The organism is Rhodococcus sp. FG69, assembly GCF_057808915.1.
Window position 1 is genome coordinate 1 of sequence record NZ_JBMDIX010000013.1, and the last position, 25,622, is coordinate 25,622.

At 63.9% G+C, this 25,622-nt stretch carries 26 protein-coding genes; 11 read left to right on the plus strand and 15 right to left on the minus strand.

Annotation, left to right across the window (positions count from 1 at the left end; translation table 11 throughout):
• Positions 1–327, plus strand: a 327-nt coding sequence (locus tag ACODSO_RS12220; protein WP_489037176.1) for a DUF2537 domain-containing protein, incomplete at its 5' end; no start/stop codon positions are given.
• On the opposite strand, the gene ACODSO_RS12225 is transcribed toward ACODSO_RS12220, so the two are convergent.
• The 6 genes from ACODSO_RS12225 to ACODSO_RS12250 all read right to left on the minus strand — a co-directional run bounded on the left by ACODSO_RS12225 (position 284) and on the right by ACODSO_RS12250 (position 6,424).
• A complete protein-coding gene (locus tag ACODSO_RS12225) occupies positions 284–1,018 on the minus strand; it encodes a DUF6928 family protein (RefSeq protein WP_068377724.1) in 735 nt (244 codons plus the stop codon). The two genes, ACODSO_RS12220 and ACODSO_RS12225, sit on opposite strands and share 44 nt — an antisense overlap.
• Before the next feature lie 38 nt (positions 1,019–1,056).
• Entirely contained in the window at positions 1,057–1,899 is an 843-nt protein-coding gene (gene sepH, locus ACODSO_RS12230; protein ID WP_489037177.1) for a septation protein SepH, read from the minus strand.
• 98 nt (positions 1,900–1,997) lie between these two features.
• Complete coding sequence (locus tag ACODSO_RS12235; RefSeq protein WP_068377707.1) at positions 1,998–2,666, minus strand: rhomboid-like protein; 669 nt, start codon at positions 2,664–2,666, stop codon at positions 1,998–2,000.
• An 84-nt stretch (positions 2,667–2,750) separates the two neighbouring features.
• Complete coding sequence (gene serC, locus ACODSO_RS12240; RefSeq protein ID WP_068377704.1) at positions 2,751–3,872, minus strand: phosphoserine transaminase; 1,122 nt, start codon at positions 3,870–3,872, stop codon at positions 2,751–2,753.
• 223 nt (positions 3,873–4,095) lie between these two features.
• Positions 4,096–5,046, minus strand: coding sequence for a type IV toxin-antitoxin system AbiEi family antitoxin (locus ACODSO_RS12245; RefSeq protein ID WP_489037178.1), 951 nt, complete (start codon positions 5,044–5,046; stop codon positions 4,096–4,098).
• A gap of 259 nt (positions 5,047–5,305) precedes the next feature.
• On the minus strand, positions 5,306–6,424 hold the full coding sequence (locus ACODSO_RS12250; protein WP_068377700.1) for a citrate synthase 2: 1,119 nt from the start codon (positions 6,422–6,424) through the stop codon (positions 5,306–5,308).
• Between the two features lie 156 nt (positions 6,425–6,580).
• Here ACODSO_RS12250 and pdxH point away from each other — a divergent pair, with 156 nt between their 5' ends.
• From pdxH to ACODSO_RS12275, 5 genes are all read left to right on the plus strand, one after another.
• Positions 6,581–7,198, plus strand: coding sequence for a pyridoxamine 5'-phosphate oxidase (pdxH, locus tag ACODSO_RS12255; RefSeq protein WP_068377709.1), 618 nt, complete (start codon positions 6,581–6,583; stop codon positions 7,196–7,198).
• A complete protein-coding gene (locus ACODSO_RS12260) occupies positions 7,195–8,484 on the plus strand; it encodes an MFS transporter (protein WP_489037179.1) in 1,290 nt (429 codons plus the stop codon). The genes pdxH and ACODSO_RS12260 overlap by 4 nt, the downstream gene beginning before the upstream one ends.
• On the plus strand, positions 8,468–9,400 hold the full coding sequence (locus ACODSO_RS12265; protein ID WP_489037180.1) for an aldose 1-epimerase family protein: 933 nt from the start codon (positions 8,468–8,470) through the stop codon (positions 9,398–9,400). Before ACODSO_RS12260 ends, ACODSO_RS12265 begins: the two co-directional genes overlap by 17 nt.
• Complete coding sequence (locus ACODSO_RS12270) at positions 9,397–10,335, plus strand: carbohydrate kinase family protein (RefSeq protein WP_489037181.1); 939 nt, start codon at positions 9,397–9,399, stop codon at positions 10,333–10,335. Before ACODSO_RS12265 ends, ACODSO_RS12270 begins: the two co-directional genes overlap by 4 nt.
• 70 nt (positions 10,336–10,405) lie before the next feature.
• A complete protein-coding gene (locus ACODSO_RS12275) occupies positions 10,406–11,704 on the plus strand; it encodes a citrate synthase (RefSeq protein ID WP_489037182.1) in 1,299 nt (432 codons plus the stop codon).
• Positions 11,705–11,776: 72 nt separating this feature from the next.
• Here ACODSO_RS12275 and ACODSO_RS12280 read toward each other — a convergent pair whose 3' ends face one another.
• A complete protein-coding gene (locus tag ACODSO_RS12280) occupies positions 11,777–12,571 on the minus strand; it encodes a carbon-nitrogen hydrolase family protein (RefSeq protein ID WP_489037183.1) in 795 nt (264 codons plus the stop codon).
• A gap of 47 nt (positions 12,572–12,618) precedes the next feature.
• Here ACODSO_RS12280 and ACODSO_RS12285 point away from each other — a divergent pair, with 47 nt between their 5' ends.
• Positions 12,619–13,260 carry a GntR family transcriptional regulator gene (locus ACODSO_RS12285; protein ID WP_489037184.1) on the plus strand — a complete coding sequence of 214 codons (642 nt, stop codon included), beginning with the start codon at positions 12,619–12,621 and terminating at the stop codon, positions 13,258–13,260.
• Here ACODSO_RS12285 and ACODSO_RS12290 read toward each other — a convergent pair.
• Complete coding sequence (locus ACODSO_RS12290; RefSeq protein ID WP_489037185.1) at positions 13,232–14,566, minus strand: MFS transporter; 1,335 nt, start codon at positions 14,564–14,566, stop codon at positions 13,232–13,234. The genes ACODSO_RS12285 and ACODSO_RS12290 overlap by 29 nt on opposite strands.
• A 129-nt stretch (positions 14,567–14,695) precedes the next feature.
• Between ACODSO_RS12290 and ACODSO_RS12295 the strand changes: the two genes are divergently transcribed.
• Together ACODSO_RS12295 and ACODSO_RS12300 are read left to right on the plus strand one after the other, a co-directional pair.
• Positions 14,696–15,370: a DUF2848 domain-containing protein gene (locus ACODSO_RS12295; protein ID WP_489037186.1), complete on the plus strand. Its 675-nt coding sequence runs from the start codon at positions 14,696–14,698 to the stop codon at positions 15,368–15,370.
• Positions 15,371–15,394: 24 nt separating this feature from the next.
• The gene (locus tag ACODSO_RS12300) at positions 15,395–15,754 is read left to right on the plus strand and encodes an FKBP-type peptidyl-prolyl cis-trans isomerase (RefSeq protein WP_068377677.1); all 360 of its coding nucleotides are present in this window, start codon (positions 15,395–15,397) and stop codon (positions 15,752–15,754) included.
• On the opposite strand, the gene ACODSO_RS12305 is transcribed toward ACODSO_RS12300, so the two are convergent.
• The 4 genes from ACODSO_RS12305 to ACODSO_RS12320 form a co-directional block, all read right to left on the minus strand.
• The gene (locus ACODSO_RS12305; protein WP_489037187.1) at positions 15,751–16,770 is read right to left on the minus strand and encodes an isopenicillin N synthase family dioxygenase; all 1,020 of its coding nucleotides are present in this window, start codon (positions 16,768–16,770) and stop codon (positions 15,751–15,753) included. The genes ACODSO_RS12300 and ACODSO_RS12305 overlap by 4 nt on opposite strands.
• A gap of 85 nt (positions 16,771–16,855) precedes the next feature.
• Positions 16,856–18,166 carry a sensor histidine kinase gene (locus ACODSO_RS12310; protein ID WP_489037188.1) on the minus strand — a complete coding sequence of 437 codons (1,311 nt, stop codon included), beginning with the start codon at positions 18,164–18,166 and terminating at the stop codon, positions 16,856–16,858.
• Positions 18,163–18,864: a response regulator transcription factor gene (locus tag ACODSO_RS12315; RefSeq protein ID WP_068377672.1), complete on the minus strand. Its 702-nt coding sequence runs from the start codon at positions 18,862–18,864 to the stop codon at positions 18,163–18,165. The genes ACODSO_RS12310 and ACODSO_RS12315 overlap by 4 nt, the downstream gene beginning before the upstream one ends.
• A 12-nt stretch (positions 18,865–18,876) precedes the next feature.
• Entirely contained in the window at positions 18,877–19,089 is a 213-nt protein-coding gene (locus tag ACODSO_RS12320) for a hypothetical protein (protein ID WP_068377670.1), read from the minus strand.
• Between the two features lie 111 nt (positions 19,090–19,200).
• On the opposite strand from ACODSO_RS12320, the gene ACODSO_RS12325 reads away from it, so the two are divergent.
• Positions 19,201–20,532, plus strand: coding sequence for a cryptochrome/photolyase family protein (locus ACODSO_RS12325; protein ID WP_489037189.1), 1,332 nt, complete (start codon positions 19,201–19,203; stop codon positions 20,530–20,532).
• Here the strand turns inward: ACODSO_RS12325 and ACODSO_RS12330 are convergent.
• Together ACODSO_RS12330 and ACODSO_RS12335 are read right to left on the minus strand one after the other, a co-directional pair.
• Positions 20,529–21,431, minus strand: coding sequence for a DMT family transporter (locus tag ACODSO_RS12330; RefSeq protein WP_489037190.1), 903 nt, complete (start codon positions 21,429–21,431; stop codon positions 20,529–20,531). The genes ACODSO_RS12325 and ACODSO_RS12330 overlap by 4 nt on opposite strands.
• A gap of 87 nt (positions 21,432–21,518) precedes the next feature.
• Entirely contained in the window at positions 21,519–23,375 is a 1,857-nt protein-coding gene (locus ACODSO_RS12335; RefSeq protein ID WP_489037191.1) for an AMP-binding protein, read from the minus strand.
• 194 nt (positions 23,376–23,569) lie between these two features.
• Between ACODSO_RS12335 and ACODSO_RS12340 the strand changes: the two genes are divergently transcribed.
• Positions 23,570–24,433, plus strand: a complete 864-nt coding sequence (locus tag ACODSO_RS12340) for a DUF559 domain-containing protein (RefSeq protein ID WP_489037192.1) — start codon at positions 23,570–23,572, stop codon at positions 24,431–24,433.
• Positions 24,434–24,498: 65 nt separating this feature from the next.
• Here the strand turns inward: ACODSO_RS12340 and ACODSO_RS12345 are convergent, their stop codons facing one another.
• A complete protein-coding gene (locus ACODSO_RS12345) occupies positions 24,499–25,569 on the minus strand; it encodes an ABC transporter substrate-binding protein (RefSeq protein WP_489037193.1) in 1,071 nt (356 codons plus the stop codon).
• Between the last annotated feature and the right edge of the window lie 53 nt (positions 25,570–25,622).

Genomic DNA, 25,622 nt, shown 5'->3' on the forward strand with positions numbered 1-25,622 from the left:
GTTCCCGCAGGCTCCACTCCTGTGAACCGGGTCGTTCCCGCAGGCTCCACTCCTGCCCCCGACTGCGAGGTCTTCTTCACCGGAATCCCCGTCGCGGCGTTTTGTGCAGTTCTCGTCGGCGCAGCGCTCACCGCGTTCGGCCGTGAACTGGCGGACATCAACGTTCTTCTTGCGATCGGGATCAACCTGATCGTCGTCGGTGGAGCAGCGCCGACGGTGCTGAGGTGGCGTGCGACGCCGGTATGGAGATGGCCGGTGTACGGGGCGTGCGTCGGAGCTGTGATCAGCTTTGTGGTTCTGGGGATTTCCGTCGTAGCCAGCGCATGAATTTCTTTTCCTCGGGAGCCGACTGAGGTTCCATCGCCCTGGGCTGAGGTTGCTGACCCGGTTCGTACATGGTGAACCCACACACCGGCAACGATCCCGCGTCGAACTCGTCGCCACGCGGCACGCCCGTGTAGCGGAACCCCAGCCACTCTGCGTTGGCGGTCTCGGCGAATTCCTGCGGGTGAAAAGGCAGAGACTGTGGGTCCGGCATGACATCAGGTGGGTAGATCAGTGGACGTTCGCCGGCCCAGAACGGACGCTCCCAGACGAGTGGAAGTCCGACGTCCTCGTAGATGTAGATAGGTGTCGCGCTGAACGACCTGCGGAGCGTGCCACGTTCCCAGTAGGCGAACGCGCCCCATGCCGTCGTCGGATCGGTCGCCACGAGATAGGTGCGCTCCGACGCCAGCGGCCGGGTCCAGAATTCGGGAATGAGCGACGGTTTCGCGATGGACAGGTTGTTACCGCAGATGACGGTGGCTCCGGGATAGCACCCGATGAACACCTCGTCAGGCGAGACACCCGCCGACCGTGTGATCGGTCCTTCGCCTTTCGGTACAGCGATGTTGTCGGGGAACAGTCTCCCCACCAGGGCTGTAGCGGCTTCCCAGTCCGACGACGTCGTTTCCCGCAACAGCGAGATCGGATCGGGTGCGTCGATGTACCAGATGGTCGATGCTTTGGCCCCCACTCCAGGCACCCTTCTCGATCGGTGTCAGCCGACCATGTTCAGTTGTGCCCGCTGCTGCGGACACCCAGCAGAACATCTTCCCACGACGGCATCGCGGGTTTGCCCTTCTTGTCCTTTTTGGGTGCGGGTGCGGAGTCGTGCTTGCGTTCGTGCACAGCAGATGGGGCGTCTTCTTCGATTTCGATGTCGGCATCGATTTCGCTGTCCGCCGTCGTGCCGTAGTAGTCGTCGAACGACTGCTGAGATTCTTCGGGGGCTACCTCGAGCGCGCGAACCGGTGCGAGGCCGCGGAGCTGACGTCCGAAGTCCGGATCGACCAATTCTGCTGCGGCATCGTCCAGCGCAGTGATGGTTCCACCGTGACCGTCGGGAAGGAACTGCCAGTGAGCTTTGTTGGTGGTGCGTCCGGCCTGCCATTTCAGCTGGGCGACCCACTTGTTGTCCTCGTCGCGCCACGCGTCCCACGTGGCCTCGTCGAGATGGTGGCCACGCGCTCGGAAGGCGAGGGCGACGATTTCTGCGAGAGTCTGCACTGCCGGACCGTCGTGACGCATCGGGTGACCGGCCTGGGCCATCGACGCGGCCTGCGATCGTTCCAGCAACACCGGATGCGCGAACACCTCGACGCGGCTCAGCGCCATCCCGGAGTCGTTGGCAACCTGCTCGACGGTGGCGCCGGCTCGGATCCGAGCCTGGATCTCCTTGGGGCGAAGCAAACTGTCCATTTCGATCTCAATCTGTCCTAGTCGAGCGATGTCGCCGCGGGAGGCCGCGCGGAGCTTGTCGTCGGCCGGAAGCCGGAATTTGTCGCCGGTTTTGGGATCTGCGCAGACTACGTACTGCCCGTCCGGTTCGAGACCGACCACGCGTAGATCTCGCACCTTGACCTCCTCATCGCGCCGACTCGCGATATTGTCCCTCGACTGTAATCCACTCGTGATGTTCAGCTGGTGTCCGACACGCTTGTTTCGTCCCAGTGTCAAAGACTAGTCATCGAGTGCTCCGGTTGCACACGTTCGGCAGCGTCGGAGTGAGATCGATTGGAAAGCAACCGTTTTCCATCGCTGTGCGCGAACATCGCGCCCAACGCGAAACCGATGAACAATGCGCCGGCATGGCCGAACGCTGTGAAGGACGGATCCGAGATCGCAGCAGCGACGACGGCGACGATCCACCCGGTTGCCCATATGACCATCCAGCGGGCGGGTAGGTAGGTGATCATGGATCCGACGACTGCTGCTGCCGCATAGCTGATCCCGACGTCGACAGTCATCGCGAGGGAATCGGCCAGCAGATCGGCGTGTATCCCGACGGACAAGCCGGCGGCAACAGCGGCCGTGGCGCCGACGTGGCCAACGGCGGCGGTCAGAAGGAATCGCTTCGATCCCGAGATCCATTCTGCGGCCGCGAAGAGCGCGGCAACGGCCGCGAGCCAGCCCCAGTTCAGGTCGCCGTCGGTGAGGAATGCGCTAGTGACGAGGGTGGCGATATGGCCGTCACTCAGATTGCGAAGGTTGGTGCTTGCCTCGTGCAGAACACGCCACTGGGTGTGTGGTCCAAGTTGGTCCATGAGGAGAGCGACCACGACGGAGATGGCGACGTAGGCGATGGTGACACGCAGCCTCGACAGAGCGACGAGAACACGCATCGGGCGCCCTTTCGAGGTAGTTCGACTTGCGAATCAGTCGCCAGTCTAGGCCTCGCCGAGGGCGCCCGAGCTGTGAGCCTGCTGCTAGTTCAGTGTGGAGACGACCCAGTCGATGCTCTTGGTGAGAGCGGTGACATCGTCCGGCTCGATCGCGGGGAACATGCCGACGCGCAGCTGGTTGCGACCGAGCTTGCGGTACGGCTCGGTGTCGACGACGCCGTTGGCGCGAAGGATCTTCGCAACCTGTGCGGCGTCGATCTTCTCGTCGAAGTCGATGGTGCCGACGACCTGGCTGCGGTGCGCCGGGTTCTCGACGAACGGCGTCGCGAATTCGCTTTTCTCGGCCCAGTCGTACAGGCGCGACGACGAATCAGCCGTACGCGCGGTAGCCCAATCCAGGCCACCCTGCGAGTTCAACCACTCGATCTGGTCCGCGAACAGCAGAAGCGTCGCCACCGCAGGTGTGTTGTAGGTCTGGTCCTTGCTGCTGTTGTCGATGGCAATCGGAAGCGACAAGAAGTCCGGGACCCAGCGGTTCGACGCCTGGATCTCGCTGACGCGTTCGAGCGCAGCCGGGCTCATCAGCGCAACCCACAGGCCACCGTCGGCGGCGAAGCACTTCTGCGGTGCGAAGTAGTAGACGTCCGAGTCGGCGACGTTCACCGGAAGGCCACCGGCACCCGAGGTCGCATCGATGGCGATGAGCGCATTCTCGGATCCGGCCGGACGGCTCACCGGAATGGCGACACCCGTCGACGTCTCGTTGTGTGCCCAACCGATGAGGTCGACGGACGGATCGGACGTCGGCTCGGGGGCGCTGCCCGGATCTGCCTTCACGACGATCGGGTCGCCGATGAAGGGGTTGTTCTTGGCAACCGAGGCGAACTTCGAGCTGAACTCGCCGTTGGTCAGGTGCAGGGACTTTTCGCGGATCAAGCCGAATGCGGCGGCGTCCCAGAATGCGGTGGTGCCGCCGTTGCCGAGCACGACCTGGTAGCCCTCGGGAAGGTCGAACAGATCTTTGAGTCCTCCGCGCACGCGTGCAACGACGTCCTTGACCGGCTTCTGACGGTGGCTCGTACCGAACACGGATGCACCGACGTCGACCAGGGACTGCAGCTGCTCGGGGCGAACCTTGGATGGTCCGCAGCCGAAACGTCCGTCGGCGGGCAGAAGATCGGCGGGAATGATCGGCAAATCGGCCATTGAGCAGCGCATCCTAGCGTCGAGGGATTATGGCAGCTACAGGGTAGTCGCTGCACGTCGGGCGGTTGCGCGCAGGTTTGTAAGGCGTTGCCTGGGCTGGTTGGGCTTGGGTGGTTTTCCGATGTGTTCCGCGCAGGTTCCAGCGGCCGCGCAGGTTGCAACGCGGGCGTGGGCTGGAAGGTGCGCGTTCAGGGGCGAGCAATGTTGAGGGGCGAGCAAATGTTCAGGGCCGAGCAATGGTGCGGGGCGTCGGGAGTGATGCCGCCAGCTCGAATGCGCGCCTCAGCTTGGCGGCGAATCGCTCTGGATTGTCGAGGTCGGACCACGTGCACCGCGCGAACACCCAACCCAACGCCCGCATCTCGTCTTCGCGAAGCTTCTCGGCTACTACAACATCCGCTGCCGTTTGCCCAGTCTGGAGGTGCTTCGTGTACTTCACCTTGCCGTCGAATTCGAGGATGACGCCGAGTACGAACAGAAAGTCCGTACGGCCCAGAAAACGGCCCGCTTCGTCGTACAGATTCACTTGCAGCTCGGGCGCAGGGAAGCCGAGTCGGTGGAGCAACACACGCGTGCGGGACTCGCCGACGCTCTCGCTCCGAGAATCACAGAAGCCCAGCGTGCGTCGGGCAGTGACCAATCCTCGTCCACCCGATCGTTCGAGCGCCGCGCTGATGCCGGCCATGGTCGCCGAACCAGCCCGGAGTGCCGCGTCGCCGACGCATACTCCCGCCTCGAACGGGAGAATCCTCAGCAAGTCTGCAATGGTTCGGTCCGGGGATGTGACCGGAATGCCGTCGATAGTGACCACGTCAGCTGCAGCGAGGGGAGTTGCGTGGACATGGCGGAACTTCGTCGTCCGACCGCCTGAAGTTCGATCCGCTGTGACATGAACCCGGGTCAGGTCCGGAGCCCACATTGCGAACCCATGTAGGACCGCGGCCGATTGGTGGCTCACCACTAGCTGGCTCTTGGCCGCGGACAGGTTCGCTCGGATCGCAAGTAGATGTAGATCCTCGGCGCGCATCGCATCGAGTGCAGCCGTTGCCGCAAAAGCGCCCCGGCGGAGAGTGGTGATCGATCCGTCCGCCTTCGCGCTCCGAATATCGCTGTCTGTCGATCCGCTGCGGATCAGTTCGCGTCGCAGCAGCAGGGGATCGACACCGATGTGCATGGGGCAATGCTGACCGCTGCCCGATCAGAGCGGTAGATGTGGATAGCCAGCCTGTGGATAGTCGAAAATCGTGTACATTGCGTCGCTCCGCCCCTGCTCCGCGCAGGTTCCAGCGGGCGCGCAGGTTGCAACGCGCGCGTGGGCTGGAAGGTGCGCGTTCGCGGCCGGAAGTGACCGAATGAGCCGTTCGCTCACCGTGGGCCGACCGAAACCGACCAAGGCCGACCGAGAACTCGGGCAACCAACTACCGAGCAAGCCTCAGACGATCTGGCCCCACCCGTCGACGGACTGGGGCGTGCGAGGCGCCGGTCCGGTGTAGATGGCGGCCGGGCGCACGAGCTTGCCCAGGCGCTTCTGCTCGAGGATGTGCGCGCACCATCCGGCGGTACGGCCGCAGGTGAACATAGCGGGCATCATGTGCGCCGGAACTTCGGCGAAGTCGAGGATCACTGCTGCCCAGAATTCGACGTTGGTCTCGATGGCGCGGTCGGGACGACGCTCACGTAGTTCGGCCAGTGCTGCTTGCTCCAACGCGGCGGCAACCTCGTAGCGTGGTGCATTCAGGCGCTTGGCTGTCGCGCGCAGCACCCTCGCGCGGGGATCTTCGGCGCGGTAGACGCGATGGCCGAAGCCCATGAGCTTTTCTTTGCGGTCGAGGATGCCCTTGACGAGGCCTCGGGCATCGTCGGTCTTTTCGACTTCTTCGATCATCGGCAGCACACGAGCCGGTGCTCCGCCGTGCAGTGGACCCGACATCGCGCCGATGGCTCCGGAGAGTGCGGCAGCGACGTCGGCACCGGTGGACGCGATGACGCGTGCGGTGAACGTCGATGCGTTGAGGCCGTGCTCGGCGGCGGAGACCCAGTAGGCGTCGATGGCTGCGGTGTGCGCGGGGTCGGGGTCGCCCTTCCATCGCGTCATGAAGCGTGCGGTGACTGTCTCGCACTGGTCGATCTTCTTCTGCGGCACGGCGGGCTGGTAGATCCCACGGGCCGACTGCGCGACGTAGGACAGCGCCATGACGGATGCGCGGGCGAGCTGGTCGCGGGCGGTGGCGTCGTCGATGTCGAGGAGCGGCTGGTAGCCCCAGATCGGGGCGAGCATCGCCAGACCGGCTTGAACGTCGACGCGGACGTCACCGGTGTGGATGGGCAGGGGGAACGGCTCGGCCGGCGGCAGGCCCGGGCCGAAGCGGCCGTCGACGAGCAGCGCCCACACGTTGCCGAAGGTGACGTTCTTGGAGACGAGGTCCTCGATGTCGACGCCGCGGTAGCGCAGTGCGCCGCCGTCCTTGTCCGGTTCGGCGATGTCGGTGGTGAACGCCACGACGCCTTCGAGCCCACTGACGAAATCTTCCGGTATCTGCTGAACAGCCATTTCGCGTGGACTCTTCCTGATCGGGCCCGTGGAACAACCGAGTGAAACAACAAGGGTCGATTCCATCTCCGGGCTTGCCTGTGGGTGAACTTTAGCGGGTCGTACCCGGGAGTAGCGTCTGGGTTCGTGCGGAACGACAAACCACCCCTCGCCGACATGCGAGTCGACTACAAGGAAGACGTCGATCTCGACGTCGAGCGGCTGCAGAACGGCTGGCTGCCGTTGGCCCAGGAATGGCTCGCCGATGCGATCGATGCCTCGATTCCGGAGCCGAACGCGCTGGTGCTGGCCACCGTGGACGCAGACGGCCGCCCGTCGACCCGGACGGTTCTGTGTAAGGGTCTCGACGCCGACGGTGTCGTGTTCTACACCAACTACGACTCGGACAAGGGCACGCAGCTGCAGCGCACCGCTTATGCATCGCTGACGTTTCCGTGGATCGGCATCGAGCGTCAGCTGACGATCCGTGGCGCCGCCGAGAAGGTGTCGGCGGAGATGACGGCCGAGTACTTCGCGTCTCGTCCTCGTGGTTCGCAGTTGGGTGCGTGGGCGTCGCAGCAGTCGAGGCCAATCTCCTCGCGTGCGGCGTTGAACGACGCGCTCGACGCAGTGACGGCGAAGTTCGAGGGCAGGGACGTACCTGTTCCGCCGCACTGGGGAGGATTCCGGGTCCGCCCGGATACCGTCGAGTTCTGGCAGGGCCGAAAGTCACGTCTGCACAACAGAATCCGCTTCACAGTCGCGACGTCGAAAGTCGAGCGCCTGCAGCCGTGAGCGCGCTTCGCGGCATTCTCGCCGACACGACTCCTCTGAAGACCCCGGCATTCCGCCGGTTGTGGCTTGCCAACATCGTCACGGTCATCGGCGCTCAACTGAGCATAGTGGCTGTCCCGCAACAGGTTTTTCAGATCACCCTCAGCTCGGCCTACGTCGGGTTGACGGGTGTCTTCGCGCTGGTCCCGCTCATCGTCTTCGGGCTGTGGGGTGGTGCGCTCGCGGACGTGATGGATCGCCGAACACTGCTGATGATCACCACGTGCGGGCTCATCGGAACGTCGGCGCTGTTCTGGTTGCAAGCGTTTCTCGACCTGAACAACGTCTGGATCATTCTCGTGCTGTTGGCAGTTCAGCAGGCGTTCTTCGCGGTGAACCAGCCGACCAGAAGTGCGATCCTTCCCCGTATTCTTCCGGCCGAGCAGCTTCCGGCCGCCAACTCGCTCAACATGACCGTGATGAACTTCGGGGCGATCGCGGGTCCCCTGAGCGCGGGCATCCTGATCTACTTGATCGGGCTCGAGGCGCTGTACCTGATCGACACCTTCGCGCTGTTCGCGACGCTGTGGGCCGTGTTCAGTTTGCCTTCGATTCCCCCGGCGAAGACCGGGCAACGAGCCGGATTACGGTCGGTGTTCGAGGGTTTCGCGTACCTCGCGACGCAGAAGGTGCTGCTGGCGTCGTTCGTCGTCGACATCATCGCGATGGTGTTCGGCATGCCGCGCGCGTTGTTCCCGCAGATCGCGCACGAGAGCTTCGGGGATCCGGCGTCGGGCGGACCGGTCCTCGGCATGCTGTTCGCAGCGATGTCGGCCGGTGCGGTGATCGGCGGAGTCTTCTCCGGTTGGCTGCCCCGGGTGCGGCGTCAAGGTCTCGCGGTGGTGATCTGCATCGTGGTGTGGGGCGTGGCGATGATCGGGTTCGGTGTCGCGGTCGGTCTCGCAGCGGATGGTGCGACGGCGATCGCGCTGTGGTTCGCCTTGGCGTTCCTTGCCCTCGGTGGTGGCGCCGACATGATTTCGGCCGCGTTCCGATCCACGATGCTTCAACAAGTTGCCACCGACGAGATGCGTGGACGCCTGCAAGGAGTGTTCATCGTCGTGGTGGCGGGCGGCCCCCGAGTGGGAGACGTTCTGCATGGCGCGGCGGCGTCGGTCGGGACGGCGGCGGCTGCTGCGGGTGGTGGAGTGCTCGTCGTCATCGGCGTCTCGATCGCCGCGCTGGCTCTTCCTGCGTTCATTCGCTATCGAGTGGGGAAGGTGGTGGAGAATGGCACCCATGGCTGACGTACAGAGCTATCTGCTCACCAGTGGTAGGTACCGAGCGGAGATCGCCTCGACGGGCGCGGGGCTCCGGATGCTCGAATTCGACGGCGTGCCGTTGACCGAGACCTGGAAGGTGGGCGAGAAGCCGCCGCTGTCCGCCGGACTGGTCCTTGCGCCGTGGCCCAACCGCGTCGCCGACGGCACATTCACGTTCGAAGGCACCGAGCATCGGCTCGAGATCACCGAGCCTTCCCGCAACAACGCAAGCCACGGATTCGTCCGTCGCGTCGACTGGACGTTGATGGACCGCTCGCCGTCGCGCGTCGAGCAATCCGTCGAGGTCGGTCAGCACGAAGGGTGGCCGTATGCGTTGACGGTGACCGTCGCGCACGAACTCACCGAGGACGGTCTGCTCGTCACGGCGACGGCGAAGAACGACGGTGATACCGACGCGCCCTACGGGATGGGCTTTCACACCTTCGTGCGCGTCGGCGACGTCCCTCTGGACGACTGCACGCTCGAGCTCTCGGCGGGTACGCGTCTGCAGCTCGACCCGGTGCGGAACCTGCCCAACGGCCCATCGGTGCCGACGGCTGGGTCGGATTACGACTTCACCGCGGCGAAATCGCTGAAGGGCGTCTGGCTGGACACGCCCTTCAGCGCCGAACTACCCGACCCCGACGGCAGAGCGAGACACTACCTTCGGAGCCCTGACGGCGCCGCGACAGTTCTGTGGACCGACCGGGAATTCGATTGGGTGCAGGTGTTCACGGCGGACCCGGCGAAGGACCAGGCGTATCCCGATCGCGGGCGAGCGCTGGCAATAGAACCGATGACGTGCCCGCCGGATGCGTTCAATTCCGAGATCGATCTCCTCGTCCTGAAGCCCGGCGAATCCTGGACGGGCACTTGGGGAATGGAGTACCGAGCAGCATGACGATTCTGGTGTGCGGAGAGGCGCTGGTCGACCTGGTTCCGGTCCACGAAGGCCCGTTGCTGTCGCCGAAGCTCGGCGGTGGCCCGTTCAACGTCGCGATCGCGCTCGGCCGTCTCGGCGAGAAGGTCTCGTTCCTGTCGCGGGTGTCGACCGATCCGTTCGGCGAGCAGATTCTGCAGAGTCTGCGTGACGCGAGCGTCGACGTGTCGCTGGTCCAGCGTGGAGCCGAGCCGACAACGCTTGCCCTGACAAATCTTGCCGACGACGGCAGCGCCCAGTACTCGTTCTACGCGGACGGTACGGCGGACCGTCTGGTGCAGGATCCAGGTGATCTGCCGGACGAGATCACGACGCTGTCGTTCGGAACGCTGTCGTTGCTGTACGAGCCGGGCGCATCGATGTACGCGGCGTTGCTCCACCGTGCGCACGCGGCCGGGAAGTTGACGATGCTGGATCCGAACATCCGCCCCGCGGCCATCGACAGTACGAGTGGCGACATCACGGCCGACGGCTTCAGGCGACGGTTCCTGTCGTGGTTGCCTGCTGTCGACATTCTGAAAGTGTCCGAGGATGATTCTCACTGGCTGGGATTGGGTTCGGAAGGTTCGACGGTCGACGACTGGCGTGCGGCGGGAGTCACCGCAGTGGTCATGACGCGTGGTGGCGACGGAATTTCGGTGTTCACGGCGTCCGGTGAGATAGGGGTGGAAGGCGTGCAGGTCGACGTTGTCGACACCATCGGTGCTGGTGACACGGTCCACGGCGCCCTGCTCGCCTTTTTGGAGAAAGAGAATATTGTCACATCGAGTGCCCTGAGTGACATGGGCAAGCGAGACTGGGAACGAGCACTGGGGTTCGCCGCGCGAGCAGCAGCCGTCACCGTTTCTCGCCCGGGTGCCGACCCTCCGTGGGCGTCCGAGGCGCCGAGAGACTAGTTTCTCTATCGACGATAGAAGTGTCCGCTTTACGTACGTGTCCGTTACAAGAGTTCGAGAGGGACCATTCGTGCCCGCTGAGAATGACGCCAAAGCCACCCTCACCTATCCCGGTGGCGAACACATCATGTCCATTGCCAAGGCGACCGAAGGCAATGACGGCATCGAGCTGGGAAAGCTGCTGGCTACGACCGGCTACACGACTCTCGACGGCGGGTTCGTCAACACCGCCTCGACGAAGTCGGCGATTACCTACATCGACGGCGACCAGGGAATCCTTCGTTACCGCGGATACCCGATCGAACAGCTTGCCGGTAAGTCTTCGTTCATCGAGGTCAGCTACCTGCTGATCTACGGTGAGCTGCCTACCGAGGACCAGTTGGAGACGTTCACCGACAAGATCCGTCGACACACCCTGCTGCACGAGGATCTCAAGCGGTTCTTCGACGGGTTCCCGCGGAACGCGCACCCGATGCCGGTGCTGTCGAGCGCGGTCAACGCGCTGTCGGCGTACTACCAGGATTCGCTCGACCCGAACGATCCGGCGCAGGTCGAGTTGTCCACCATCCGGTTGCTGGCGAAGCTGCCGACCATCGCGGCGTACGCGTACAAGAAGTCGGTCGGTCAGCCGTTCCTGTACCCGGACAACTCGAAGAGCCTCGTCGAGAACTTCCTGCGTATGACGTTCGGCTTCCCGGCCGAGCCCTACGAGGTCGATCCCGAGATCGTCAAGGCGCTCGACATGCTGCTCATCCTGCATGCGGACCATGAGCAGAACTGCTCGACGTCGACGGTTCGTCTCGTCGGATCCTCGGACGCGAACCTCTTCACCTCGATCTCCGGCGGCATCAACGCGCTGTGGGGACCGCTTCACGGCGGTGCCAACCAGGCTGTGCTCGAGATGCTCGACAAGATCAAGGCCGAAGACGGCGATGCCACCGACTTCCTGCGTCGCGTGAAGAACAAGGAAGACGGCGTGAAGCTCATGGGCTTCGGGCACCGCGTCTACAAGAACTTCGATCCGCGCGCCACGCTGGTCAAGGAAACCGCGCACACCATCCTCGGCAAGCTGGGCAACGGTGACGAGCTGCTCGACATCGCGCTCAAGCTCGAGGAGACCGCGCTCACCGACGATTACTTCGTCGAGCGCAAGCTGTACCCGAACGTCGATTTCTACACCGGCTTGATCTACCGCGCGATGGGCTTCCCGCCGCGCATGTTCACGGTGTTGTTCGCAATGGGGCGCCTCCCGGGCTGGATCGCGCACTGGCGCGAGATGCACGAGGATCCGTCCACCAAGATCGGCCGTCCGCGCCAGATCTACACCGGTTACACCGAGCGCGACTACAAGGACGTCAGCTCGCGCTGAGAACCAGACGACCAGAGCCGCCGTCCCCGATCGGGGACGGCGGCTCTTGTCATGTTCCTGGCCGCTGCCGAATCAGAACTGCCGACGGTTCTCGAGCACCGGGAGCTTCTTGCGAACAGCGTCGACGAGCCCGGTGTCGATGTCCACGGTCAGTAGCCCGGGCGTTGCGTCGAGCTCGCCGAGGACCTCGCCGGTGGGGGAGCTGACAACCGAATGCCCGACGCCCAGTGGCGCGGTACCTTCGGCTTCCGCTGGTTCCGCCTGGTCACACGCCGCGACGTAGGCGGTGGAATCCAGAGCGCGCGCCCTGGCCAACAGTGACCACTGCTCGACCTTGCCCGGTCCGCTGCCCCAGGACGCGGGGACGACGACGATCTCGGCTCCGAGGTCGCCGAGCTTCTGGAACAGGGCGGGGAAGCGAATGTCGTAGCACGTGGCGAATCCGATTGTGACTCCGTCGATCTGGACGGTGAGGGGCTCCGACCCCGGTGCGACAGTGTCGGATTCGGCGAATCCGAAGGCGTCGAAGAGGTGGATCTTGTCGTACGAGGCTTCGACTCCCGGCCCGGTTATCAGCAGCGTGTTGGCGACGCGGCCTTCGTCGGCTGGGGTGAACATGCCGGCGACGATGGTGATGCCGATCTTCTTGGCGATTTCGCGGACGGCATCCGCCCACGGGCCGTCGAGTGGTTCTGCACTCTTCCGAATTGGTCCACCGAAGCAGCGCATCATCGCTTCCGGGAACACGACGATCGACGATCCGGCTTCGTGTGCGGCCTGTGCGTGCCTATCGATGATCTTCAGGTTGTCGGACGGTTCGGTGCCGCTGGTGACCTGCGCGAGGCTGATTCGAATAGTGGTGCTCATCGGCTGATCTCCTGGTTTCGTATCGCTATGGGAGGTATACATAGCGTATGCAATCGCTATCGGGTCGGGACAAGGCGTACTCGTTCGTTCGCGATCAAGTGCTCACGTCGCCCGCTGCCACCGGCACGTTTCTCAACGAGCAAGAACTCGCCACCCGAATCGGGGTGTCTCGCACGCCGGTTCGCGAGGCTCTGCTGATGCTGCAGGCCGAGGGGCTCGTCGAAATGGTACCCAAACGGGGCGCGCACGTACCGGCGATGTCGGGCCGTCAGATCGGCGAGCTGATGGAGTTGCGAGGTGTGCTCGAGCGGCATGCCGCGAGTGCGTCGTTGAAGGCAGGTGCGCCGCCGGTCTCGCAGATGCGCGAGGCGCTCGATCGACAGGAAAGTTTGGCCGATACGAGAACTGCCGAGGGAGCAAAGGAATTCATCGATCTGGACGGTCTGTTCCATCAGATCCTCGTCGATGCGGCGGGGAGCGAGCTGCTGTCGCGTACCTACGCCGGACTCCGAGCTCGCCAACTGAGGGTGGGGTTGACTGCTCTCTTCGCTGCAGCGGACCGTCAACGCAACGTGTGCACCGAGCACGAGGCCATCGTCGCCGCCCTGGAGGCGGGCGACGAGGGCCTCGTGCATCGTGCGATCGACGATCATCTCGAAGTCACACTGCAGATTCTGCTGCGGGCGTAGTTCTCGTCATGACCTGATATTCCTCTTCTTCGGCGCGGTCGGGGTTGCGGCCCAACGCAAGTCCGATCAGCGTCAGCACGCCGACGATTGCGACGTAGACGACGATGAGTACCCAGCTGTCGGTCTTGTCCAACAGGAAGACGAAGATCAGCGGAGCCATCGCGCCGCCGACCACACCTGCGAGCGTGTAGGCGAGCGAACTGCCGGTCGAGCGGAGTCGGACGGTGAACTGCTCGGTCACGAACGCTGCCTGCGGCCCGTACATGAACGAGTGAAATGCCAAGCCGACGACGATGCCGAGAATCAGTAGCGGCAGCGAGCTTCCGCCGATGATCAGGAAGAAGATGGCGCTCCACGTGACGCCGCCGACCGCGGCGACGCCGTAGACGAGCCGACGATTGATCCGGTCGGACAGTGCTCCCGCCAGTGGGATCAGTCCTAGCTGGAACGTCGAGCCGACGAGAATCGCGATCAGAACCTCGCTGCGTTCGAACCCGAGCTTCTGTGTTCCGTAGGTGATCGAGAAGACGGTGAACAGCGCGTAGATGACGTCGGGTGCGATGCGCGACATGATTGCTGCAACCAGCGGACGTCGTTGGGTCTTGAACACTTCGCTGATCGGTGCTTCGGATCGGTCGCCGCTCTCCTGCAGCGCCTTGAACACCGGTGTGTCTTCCAGCTTCAGTCGAATCCAGAGACCGAATCCGACGAGCACCGCGGAGAAGAGGAAGGCCACGCGCCAACCCCATGATTCGAACTGTTCTTCGGTCAGCGCGAGCGTCAACCCTGCGAGTGCGCCGTTGGCGAGAAGGTTGCCTGCAGGCGGTCCGATCTGTGCGGCGGAGGACCAGAACCCGCGTTGGCTGGGGTTGCCGTATTCGCTCGACAGTAGGACTGCGCCGCCCCATTCGCCGCCGACTGCGACGCCCTGTGCGAATCGCATCGTGACGAGAAGTATCGGCGCGACGATACCGATCGTGTCGTATCCGGGGATCAGTCCGATGGCGAAGGTGGTGACGCCGATCAACAGCAAGGTGATGACGAGTAGCTGCTTGCGTCCGATCACATCGCCGAGCCGCCCGAAGACGAATCCGCCGACCGGACGGGCGATGTACCCGACTGCGTAGGTCGAGAACGCCAGCAAGGTCCCTGTCAGCGGATCGCTGTCGGGGAAGAAGACGATCGGGAAGATGAGCGCAGCGGCAGCGGAGTAGACGGCAAAGTCGTACCACTCCAGTGCTGTGCCGGTGAGGCTCGCGGCGAATGCCTTCGCCAGGCCTTTCTTGTCGACTGTCTGCGCAGTCATGTGCAGCTCCTTCGTCTGTGCCTTGGGTCACTCGATCCGTTGTACGTTGTCCATACTTGCTGTATACAAGACGTATGCGCAAGTGTTTCGGCGTATTGGAAACAATCAATTAACGAGAGGGCCTCCTTGATGCTGACGTTCACGCTCCCTGACGGTTCGACCGAAACAGTCGAGCCTCGCACACTGCTCAACGCCGGCTACGCGGGTCGCAACCAGGACGAAGTGGCCCACCACATCGCCGAGTTGGCTGAACTCGGTGTTCCAGCACCGACCGTCACCCCGGCGATGTACCCGATTTCGCCGTATCTTGCGCAGCAGACCGATGAGGTGCACGTCCAGCACGCGCGCACGTCCGGAGAGGCCGAATGGGCGCTGGTGATTCTCGGTGACACCGAGAACGACGTCCTGCTCACCGTCGCATGCGACCACACCGACCGTGAGCTGGAGGTTCACAGCGTCGCCTGGAGCAAGAACGCTTCTCCCGATGTGCTTGGGACGAACGCGTGGCGGCTGTCCGACGTCGCCGATCGCATCGACGAGATCACCCTGAAAGCCTGGGTCGGAGAGACGCCGATTCAGACGGGTTCGCTCGCGGATCTGCTCTCGCCGAAGTACTGGCTCGACGTCCTCCGCGAGCGTGGATTGTTCGAGCGGGGAACCATCCTGATTTCGGGCACGATCTCGATGCACCCCGGCGTCGACCAGTTCGCCGATTCCTGGAAGGTCGAGATGGGCGATCCGTCTACCGGCAACGTGCTGACCTGCGAATATCGGACGATTCTGATGCCTGCCCCGATCGGCTGACAGCCGCGACGTAGGGTGGAGTGCGTGACGAAGCCAATTATCGAGTTCCAGGCAGGCCCGCCGCCCGTCGATCTAGTCATCGTGGATTTGGTGGAGGGAGATGGCACCGAAGCTGTTCCCGGGGGCAATGTCGAGGTTCATTACGTCGGCGTCGAGTTCGAGTCGGGAGAAGAATTCGACTCCTCGTGGAACCGCGGCGAGTCGATCAAGTTCCCGCTGCGGGGCCTGATTCAGGGCTGGCAGGACGGGATCCCCGGCATGAAGGTCGGCGGACGTCGTCAGCTCACCATTCCGCCGGAGCTGGCATACGGGCCTGCAGGCCAGGGCCACCGGCTGTCGGGCAAGACGCTCGTGTTCGTGATCGACCTGCTCGACGTCAGCTAGCGCAGTGCTGGGATGGCAGCCCGTGCGCGGGCTGCCTCCCGCGTTGCCGTCGTATTGCTTTTTCCGCCTCGTGAACCCGCGAGTTTTGCCGCGATGTGCTCGGCAACGGTGACGGGTTCGTAGTGAAGTGCCTCGCCCGGTTCGATGCACGAGTTCAGGGGCGCGATCGTCGCGTCCAGATTCCCGTCGTGGAAGAACGCCACCGAACGACGTCGAACGATGTTTCCGTCCACGATCGGTGGCCGCACCCGATGCAGGGTGGACAACCACCGGTCGTTGGTGAGCCTGGCCGTCAGATCCCCGAGATTGATCAGCAGTGCATCGTCCGCGGGCGACACGTCGTGCCATCGCAGGTCACTGCCGACCACCTGTAGCCCAGCCACCTGGTCGGCCCACAGCACGGTGACGAGGCCGTAGTCGGTGTGCTCGCCCATTCCGTCCAACTCGCCATCGAGGTCGATTTCACCGGCTGGAAGTGCGTAGTTGTTCATTCGGAGGGTGTCGAGCGAGTTGCTCGTGATCGGTTCGAAGAAGTCGGGCGCAAGGCCGAGGGCGTCGGCGAAGATCCGGGTGAGTGTTCGTGCCACCCGCGCGGCATGCGCGAAATAGGTCGTGGCGGCGTCCTCGAAACCGTCGACGGTCGGCCATACGTTGGCGACACCGTCGCCGGTACCGACGTTGAATGCCTCGAAGAAGTCGTTCATACGCGTCGCCGACTCCACCCCCAGGCTCAGGCTGAGCGACTCACTTCTCGGTGCCGTGTAACCACGATTGACATCCGGCGGCATGATGTACGACGCCTTGTCTGCGGCGTCGAGTGCAAAGAAGCCGTCGAGTGCGCGTCGGAGGCCGGCGAGCACGGAATCGGGGATTCCATGTCCCGTGATCGACATGAATCCGACTGCGCTGCACGCGTAATCCAAATCGGACGCGACTTCCCGCCTGCTCTCTTCGGTGCCGTGCCCGACGTACGGCGAGATATCGATCGTCGGTACGTGGAACTGGGTGAGCGACATCGTACGATCTTTGCAACATCGGCCGGTTCTGTGGGTTTCTTCGGTGTAAATAACCCCTGTGTGTAGTCACGGTCCGCGGCCGTGATTACTCGTTCACGGGGGCAGCGAGCTCGATCACAAGGCGCGCCCCACCCAGCGGACTGTCGGTGAAGAAGGCGCGGCCACCGTGCAACTCGGCCTGCTGCTCGACGAGCGCGAGCCCGAGACCGGACCCACCCTTCGTCGCCGACGCCCCGCGGTAGAACCGCTCGAACACCGACTCCCGTTCGGCCGGGGGAATCCCCGTTCCGTCGTCGTCGACGGTGATTCGCACCAGCGCATCATCTCGGGCGACGGCAATCGAGACTCGACGGGCATTGCCGTGCCGGACGGCGTTGATGATCGCGTTGTCCAGCGCCAGCCGAAGGCCTGCAGGGAGCGCCTGCATCACCAGCGACGGCTCCGAGTCGACGCGCACGTCGAGATCAGGATTCTGGCGCATGGCGTCCTGCGCTGCGACGTCGCATATTTCCACTACATCGACCGGCACGCGGTCGTTCTCGCTCGACAGTTCTCCGGACGCGAGCCGTTCCAGCGCGGACAGGGTCGCTTCCACCCTGCCCTGGGTGCGTTGTAGGTCCTCGAGAATCTCGAATCGTTGCGGGGGCTCGAGATCGAGTGTCCGGAGGACTTCTATGTCGGTGCGCATCGCCGTCAGCGGAGTGCGCAGCTCGTGTGCCGACACCGCGGCGAAATCGCGAGCGGTCCCGAGCGCCTCGTTGGTACGGGCTTGCGCGTCGCCCAGGCGGTCGAGCATGTCGGCGATGGCGACGGCCAGTTCGTCTGCTTCCTTGACGCCGGTTCTCGTCGCGGGAGCGCGAGGAGGCTGGGCGCTGACCTGTTGCGTCAACGTCACCAGAGGCTTCACGGCCCGACCACCGAAGAGCCACCCCAGTCCCGTCGATGCCGCAACTGCCGCCAGTCCGCCGACGATCACCCAGCGTTGCTGATCGTCGGTGACCCGTTGGGCCTCGATCGCCGGGACGCCGATGGAGATGACGATGTCCGTCGCGGATACGGCCTCGGAGGTGTAAACCCGGAATCGATCGCCGTCGACGTCGACGGTCGCGGAACCCTCGTCGAGCTCGGGCAATTGCGTCGGCGTCGATGCGATCACCAGGTCACCGGTCCGAATCGTCACCGCGAAGGCTCCGGAACTGCCGAGTTGATCGAGGAAGAGCTCGAGGCTCGCCGAGTTGGGACTGAGGACCTGGGATGCCGTCGTGAGGCGTTCGTCCAGGTTGCTGACGTTGTTCCGCGAAATGGCGACGGAGGCGACGATGCCGACGGTGGCGACGACGATGGTTGCGCCCAAGGCTGTCGCGGCGGCGACGCGTGCACGGAGTGAGAACCTCAAGACGATGCCCTCAGGACGAAGCCGACGCCGCGGACGGTGTGCAGGATGCGCGGCTGGCCGTCGACCTCGATCTTCCGTCGTAGATAGCCGACGAACACGTCGACGACGTTGGTGTCGGCGACGAAGTCGTAGCCCCACACCAGCTCGAGGAGTCGTTCACGGGTGAGGACGACGCCCGAGTTACGGGCCAGGACGGCGAGCAGTTCGAATTCGCGTTTGGTGAGATCGAGCTCGCGGTCGTTCACGTGGGCGCGGTATCCGGGGATGTCCACGCGGAGGGCGCCGATTGTGACGGCCGATCCGGTGTCGGGCACTGCAGGAGCCGTCGACCTCCGGCGCAGCATCGCGCGGATGCGCGCCACCAGCTCGGCCAGCACGAATGGTTTGGTCAGGTAGTCGTCGGCACCCGACTCGAGACCTGAGATTCGATCGTCGACCGAGCTTCGCGCGCTGAGCACGCAGATCGGGACGTCGTTTCCCATTGCACGCAGGGCTTTCACGACGCTGGCGCCGTCGAGCACCGGCATGTTGATGTCGAGGACAACGACGTCAGGTGTGCGCTGCGCGACGACCGTGAGTGCCTGTCCGCCGTCCACCGCGGTGATGACGGTGAATCCGGATAGGCGAAGTCCGCGTTGCAGCGAGGCGAGCACGTCCGCATCGTCGTCGACGACGAGGACCGTGGCAGATTCAGGCACGCCTCTATGTTCTCAAGCCGCCCAGCTGTCCACCGTCATCTGGCGTTCCTCGGGCGATTTGGCGAAGAACTCTTCGAGCGCCTCGCGGCGTTCGCGATCGGCGTCGAGAGTCCACGCAACCGCCGGAGCGTTTGCGTAGAGCTTGGCGTAGAACGATTCGAAGCTGCAGGTGCTGTTCACCAACGACGCAGCTCCCGGGAAGATCGGGGTTGCTGTGTTTCTCATGTTTCCCAAGGTAGAAGACAATATTGGGCGCTCGGTGAGGCAAGTATGGGAGAACTGTGAGAACTCGACGCGGGTGGATTGTGCCGACAATGTGCGGGTATGACTTGTTCCATGACTGTGGTGTGGTTTCGACGCGACCTTCGAACGAACGATCTCCCGACGCTGACTACCGCAGCGGACTCGGGTGGGCCGGTACTGGGTTTGTTCGTTCTCGACGACGTATTGCTGAAGGCGTCGGGCGGGCCGCGTCGAGATTTTCTGTTTCGCAGCCTGGAGGCGCTGGACGAACAGTTGAACGGTCGGTTGCTGGTGGTCAAGGGTGATCCCGAGTCGGTGGTGCCGAAGGTGTGCAAGGCCATCGATGCCGACGAGGTACACATCAGCTCCGACTACGGGCCCTACGGGCGCAGTCGTGACGAACGCGTCGGCAAACACGTGACGTTGGTGTCGACGGGGTCGCCGTACGCTATTGCGCCGGGGAGGGTGACCAAGAGCGACGGTGAGCCGTACCGAGTGTTCACCCCGTACTTCCGGCAGTGGATGGAGCATGGGTGGCGGGGGCCGGCAGACACGTCGTCCGAGACCGTGGACTGGCTCGACCCGAGCGAGGTGAATGGCCTGCCTGCGCGCGTGAAGATCCCTACCGAGAAGGATGCGTCGGACGCGCCCGCAGGGGAGAAGGCGGCGTCGGACGCATGGGCTGAGTTTCTCGAGCGGGTGTCGTCCTACGACGACGAGCGCAACCGACCGGACCTGGATTCGACGTCGCGAATGTCGGTGCATCTGAAGTACGGAACCATTCACCCTCGTACCATGCTGGCGGACCTCGGAAAGCTGCGCACCGAAGGATCCGCGTCGTACCGGCGGCAGATCGCATGGCGAGACTTTTACGCGGACATACTCTTCCAGCGGCCGGACAGTGCCCGCGAGAACTACGACAAGAAGTTCGACGCGATCGAACTCGACACCGGCAAGCACGCCCAGGAAATGTTCGATGCATGGAAGGACGGGCGAACGGGCTTTCCCATCGTCGATGCCGGGATGCGCCAACTGAAATCCGAGAACTGGATGCACAATCGGGTCCGCATGATCGTGGCGTCGTTCCTCGTCAAGGATCTTCACGTTCCGTGGTGGTGGGGGGCCCGGTACTTCATGGATCGCCTCGTCGACGGCGACCTCGCGAGCAACCAGCATGGGTGGCAGTGGACGGCAGGAACGGGCACCGACGCGTCGCCGTACTTCCGGGTGTTCAACCCGATCACGCAGGGCGAGAAGTTCGATCCGACAGGCGATTACGTGCGGCGGTGGGTGCCGGAGCTGCGTGGTGAAGAGGGAAAGGCCGTACACACACTCAAATTCGGGCGACCCAAGGAGTACCCCGAACCGATCGTCGACCACAAACACGAACGCGAAGTTGCCATCGCGCGGTTCAAGTCCCTCTAACGCCGACGCGACAAGCCGACACCGACGAGGCAGATCATGCCGCCGACGACGGCGAGAAAGTGCGGGACTTCCCCGAGTAGGAGCCAGGCCATCAGGATCGTCAGCGGCGGAACGGCATACGTCGTGATGCCGAGCCGCCCAGCGTCCATCCGCGTCAGCGCGTACGCCCACGTGCTGAACGCGAGGGCGGTCGGAACGAGGCCGAGGTAGATCAATCCGCCGGTCGCCCCGGCTGATGCCGTGCCGAGGTCCTCGATCAGTGCGGGCGCGAACGGCAACGTGCACAGAGTGCCGATCGCGCACGCCATCCACGTGACCTGCAATCCGGGAACGCTTCTGAGAACCGGCTTTTGGCTGAGCACGCCGATCGCGTACGTGGCGGCAGAAACGAGACACAGTGCGATGCCGAGGAAGTCCGCGTCGGTCTTGGTGGTGTCCGTGGTCGTGACCGCCGTGACGACGCCGACCAGGACCGCACCCGAGAATGCGATCGCCGCCCCGATCACGAGCCACCGCGGGAATCCCTCGCCCAGCAGAAGGCCCGCGAACAGGGCGACGAGGATCGGTCCGATCTGAATGAGCATCGAGGTCGTACCTGCGTCGACCCGCTGTTCTGCGGCGTTCAGCGACACGTTGTAGATCGCGAACCAGAACACGCCGACGCTGATGATCTGTATCCACTGCGTTCGTCCTGGCCTGACCCACGTGCGCCTCAGCATGAGAATCGCACCGAGTGCGACTGTCCCGATGAGCAATCGCCCGAGCGCAAGGGGTCCGGCGCCGAACGACGTCCCGACGCCCCGGATCGCGACGAACGCCGACGCCCAGGCCAGCACTGTGATGGTTACAGCTCCGAGTGCGAGCCAGTCGGTCTTCTTCGTGGTGTCGAGCGCAGTCATGTCGCTCACGCTACGGCCACGCCCAGGTCTTGGTCGCGCGGATTTCGGACATTGTTGCTCGGGTTTCTGCCGTGCGGGCCAGCAGGGTCACCTGCCCAGCAACTTCTCCAACGCGTCGAGCACTGCCGGATCCTCGATCGTCGACGGCACTCCGTACTCCTCGCCGGCGACTATCTGCCGCATCGTCTTCCGTAGAATCTTTCCGGACCGCGTCTTGGGCAGAGCCCCGACGATCGTGACGTCCCTGAACGTCGCGAGCGCGCCGATCTGATCGCGCACCATCGCGACGAGCTCGGTGCGCAATTGCTCTTCCTCGATGCTCTCCCCGGCCTTGAGAACTACGTAACCGCTCGGGCGCTGCCCCTTGAGGTCGTCGTGGATTCCGATCACCGCGCATTCGGCGACGGCCGGATGGCTCGCCACGACGGCCTCCATCGATCCCGTCGAAAGTCGGTGGCCGGCAACGTTGATGACATCGTCGCTGCGGCCGAGGACATAGACGTATCCGTCGGCATCGACGTAACCGGAGTCGCCGGTCAGGTAGTAGCCGGGGAACGTCTCGAGATACGAGCGCCTGAAGCGGTCCTCGTCGTTCCACAACCCGACGAGTGTGCCGGGCGGAAGCGGGAGCTTGACGACGATGTTGCCCTCGGTCCCGGCATCGACTTCGGCGCCCCTCGCGTCGAGAATCCCGACTTGGAAGCCCGGCACTGCCACCGTAGGCGATCCCGACTTGATCGGAAGTGGTTCCAAACCACGAAGATTGGCGCAGATCGCCCAGCCGGTTTCGGTCTGCCACCAGTGGTCGACGACCGGGCGGTCCAGGGTGCGGCTGACCCACTCGTAGGTGTCCGGGTCGAGTCGCTCACCTGCCACGAAGACAGTGGCGAGAGAGGAGATGTCGTACTTCTCGAGTTCGCTCGCGCGTGGGTCGACCTTGCGGATTGCTCGAAGCGCGGTCGGTGCAGTGAACAGCGCACGGACACCGTGGTCCTGGATCACCCGCCAGAACGCCCCGGCGTCGGGAGTGCCGACGGGTTTGCCCTCGTAGAGAACGGACGTCGCACCCGCGAGCAAGGGGCCGTAGACGATGTAGGAGTGCCCGACGACCCAGCCGACGTCCGACGCCGTCCACATCACCTGGCCCTCGCCGACGTCGTAGATGTTGCGCATCGACCACATCAGAGCGACGGCATGGCCGCCGTTGTCGCGTACCACTCCCTTGGGTTTGCCGGTGGTGCCCGAGGTGTAGAGAATGTAGAGCGGATCCGTTGCCCGCACCGAAACCGGCTCGGCTGCAACGGTGTCGACGAGTTGCTCGTCCCAATCGAGCCAGCTGTGTGCGTTCGCGATGCCCTCGCGTGCTTTGACGATCACTGCCGGTTTCGGTGCCGTGGTGAGGGCCAGGGCCTTCTGGACAATCGGCAGATACTCGATCACCTTGCCCGGTTCGAAGCCGCCGCTGGCGGTGATCAGCAGTGCCGGCTCGGCGTCGTCGATCCGCGCAGCGAGTTCCTTGGCCGCGAACCCGCCGAACACCACCGAATGCACGGCACCGATCCGCGCACACGCCAGCATCGCGACGACGGCCTCGGGAATCATCGGCAGGTACAGGACGACGCGATCGCCGACGGTGACGCCGTTCTCGAGCAGCACACCGGCGAACAGAGCTACCTCGTCGAGAAGTTCGGAGTACGTGAACGAGCGCACGGTGCCGAGCATCGCGGAGTCGTAGATCAGCGCGGTCCGGTCGCCGTGTCCGGCATCGACGTGCCGGTCGAGCGCATTGACGCACGTATTGAGCTCGCCATCTTCGAACCAGCGTCCGTTGGTGAACGCCGTGGTCGGGGGCGTCGTCCAGTCGATACCACCGGCAGCCTCCAGCCAGAAACCTTCCCGATCGGAGATGCTGCTGTCGAATGCATTTCGATACTCGCCGCTCATGTGTGCAGCTTAGTGCGCGGGCGGGCCGTTTCGGCCGGATCCGACTGCACACTATCGTCGTGAATCGACGGGAAATCGCCGATCCGCGACGATAGTGTGCAACTAGGTCTGCTTCAGCCTGTGGATAACTCGAGTTATCCACATTTCCGCATTGCCCCCTACCGCCCGAGGTCTCCATCGGCAACGGTGTTCGCATGGGGGTACGAACAGCCGCGCAGCTGGTGGAGTCGGGAATGAGCCGCGGTGCGATCGCTCGTCGGGCGAAGTCCGGGACGCTGACCAGGGTGCTTCCTCAGGTCTATGCGACCGACAAACCCGACTTCGTAGACCTGTGCACGGCTGTCACCCTCTGGAAGTCGGATGCGGTGATCAGTCACCTGACGGCGGCGTGGCTATGGGGACTCGTGGAGCACGAGCCGGATCGGGTGGACGCAACAATCGATCCGTCGGGGTCGGCTCGTTGTCCGCAGTGGATTCGGCTCTATCGACGCACGCTGCCGACGATCACGACCTTCCGCGGACTTCGTGTCGTGACCATCGAGCAAGCTTTCGTCGACGTCGCTGCGATCTTGCCGAAACCGGAGTTGGAGCGGTTCTTCGACGCGTCCATCGACAACCAGATCCCCTGGCGCAGGGTTGCTGGCGTCTCTGAGGTGGCGAGCGGGATGAACGGGATGAAAGCACTCCGGGAACAACTACGACGCTGCTGCCCGGGGACTCGTTCCGAACCTGAGCGGATCGTGGCGAGAGCGCTGACTGCCCGCAACTTCTACCTGGAACTCAACGCGAGAGTCGGCCAGTTCTATGGCGACCTGGTCGACTTTCGTGCGCGTGTCATCGTGGAGATCGACGGTCGCATGTTCCATAGCGATCCGGCGACGTTCGATAGCGATCGCCGACGCCAGAACCAGCTCGTCCTCGAAGGATGGTTGGTGCTGCGGTACTCTGCGGCAACGGTCCATGCCGACCTCGATCGGGTGGTCGAGGAGATCATCACCGTCGTGCGTCGGCGTCGGAAGTCGATCGATTCGTCGTCGCGGACGCTTCCTCGGATCTGACTGCACACTATCGTCGCGAATCGACGGGAAATCACCGATTGGTGACGATAGTGTGCAACCCTGCGCTACTTCAGGTCCGGATTCTCCTCGTAGACCTCCGCGAGCACGGACATGTCGAACAGCTCGTCCGCGGTGATCTCGATACCCGCTGTTGCGAGGGCGGCGATGTTCTCGTCGATGAGTGCCTGCGTCATCGTGAACAGGCCGTTCGCCTCGGTGTCGGCGGACACAACCAGATCGTTCTGCGCCGTCGCTTCGAGGACCTGCTCCTCGAGTTCGAGGTTCTGGTCCTTGCCGAACACCTCGACCGCCAGACGTGCAGACTCGCGTGGATCGGCAACGGCGTCGCGCCAGCCCTGAATCTCGGCCTTCAGGAACGCCTTGAGCTTGTCGCGTTCGTTGTCGATGGTCGACTGCAGGACGGTCAGCGTCTCCGCGACGAGAGGGAGGTTGTAATCCGCGAACAGGAAATTCGCGTTCTCGAAACCTTTGGCAGCGAGCGTGATCGGCTCGTTCGTCACGTAGCTGACCCAGCCGTCGACCTCGCCGTTGGCCAGCGGGCTCGGGTCGAACTGAGCCGGGACGATCGTCATCTGGCTCTCCTCGAGCCCGTTGGCCGCCAACAATGCCGCGAACACCAGCTGGTTCGAATCCTGTACCCCGATGCGCTTGCCGACCATGTCCTGCGGCGAATTGATCGGTGACGCAGCGGACGAGACGATGCAGAACGGGTTCTTCTGGAACGTGGCTGCAACGATCTTGGCCTCCAGCCCGCCGAGTACTGCAGGAGCCGTCAGCTGCGGGGCAGACGTTCCGATCCACACCTTTCCGGTGTCCAATCCTGCTTCGACGCCGGTGCCGGCCGCGCCACCAGCGATGAGGTCGACGCTGCCGAAACCGGCGTCGGCGTAGTACCCCTTCTCGGTCGCGAAGTACTCACCGGCGAACTCGATGTTCTTGATCCACGACAGCTGCATCGCGACGGTTCCGTACTGCGAGCCATCGTCCGTCGATCCACCGCTCGACGACGAATCGCTGCTGCATGCTGCGAGGACGGTTGCGCCGCCGATGGCCAGAGAAGCCATGCCGCCGTAGCGAAGCAGCGACCGTCGGTCGAACTGTGAGGAAAGGTTCATGAATCGGAACTGTAGGTGTCCTCCGTTTCGATCGAATTGCTCGCAAGCGCCCT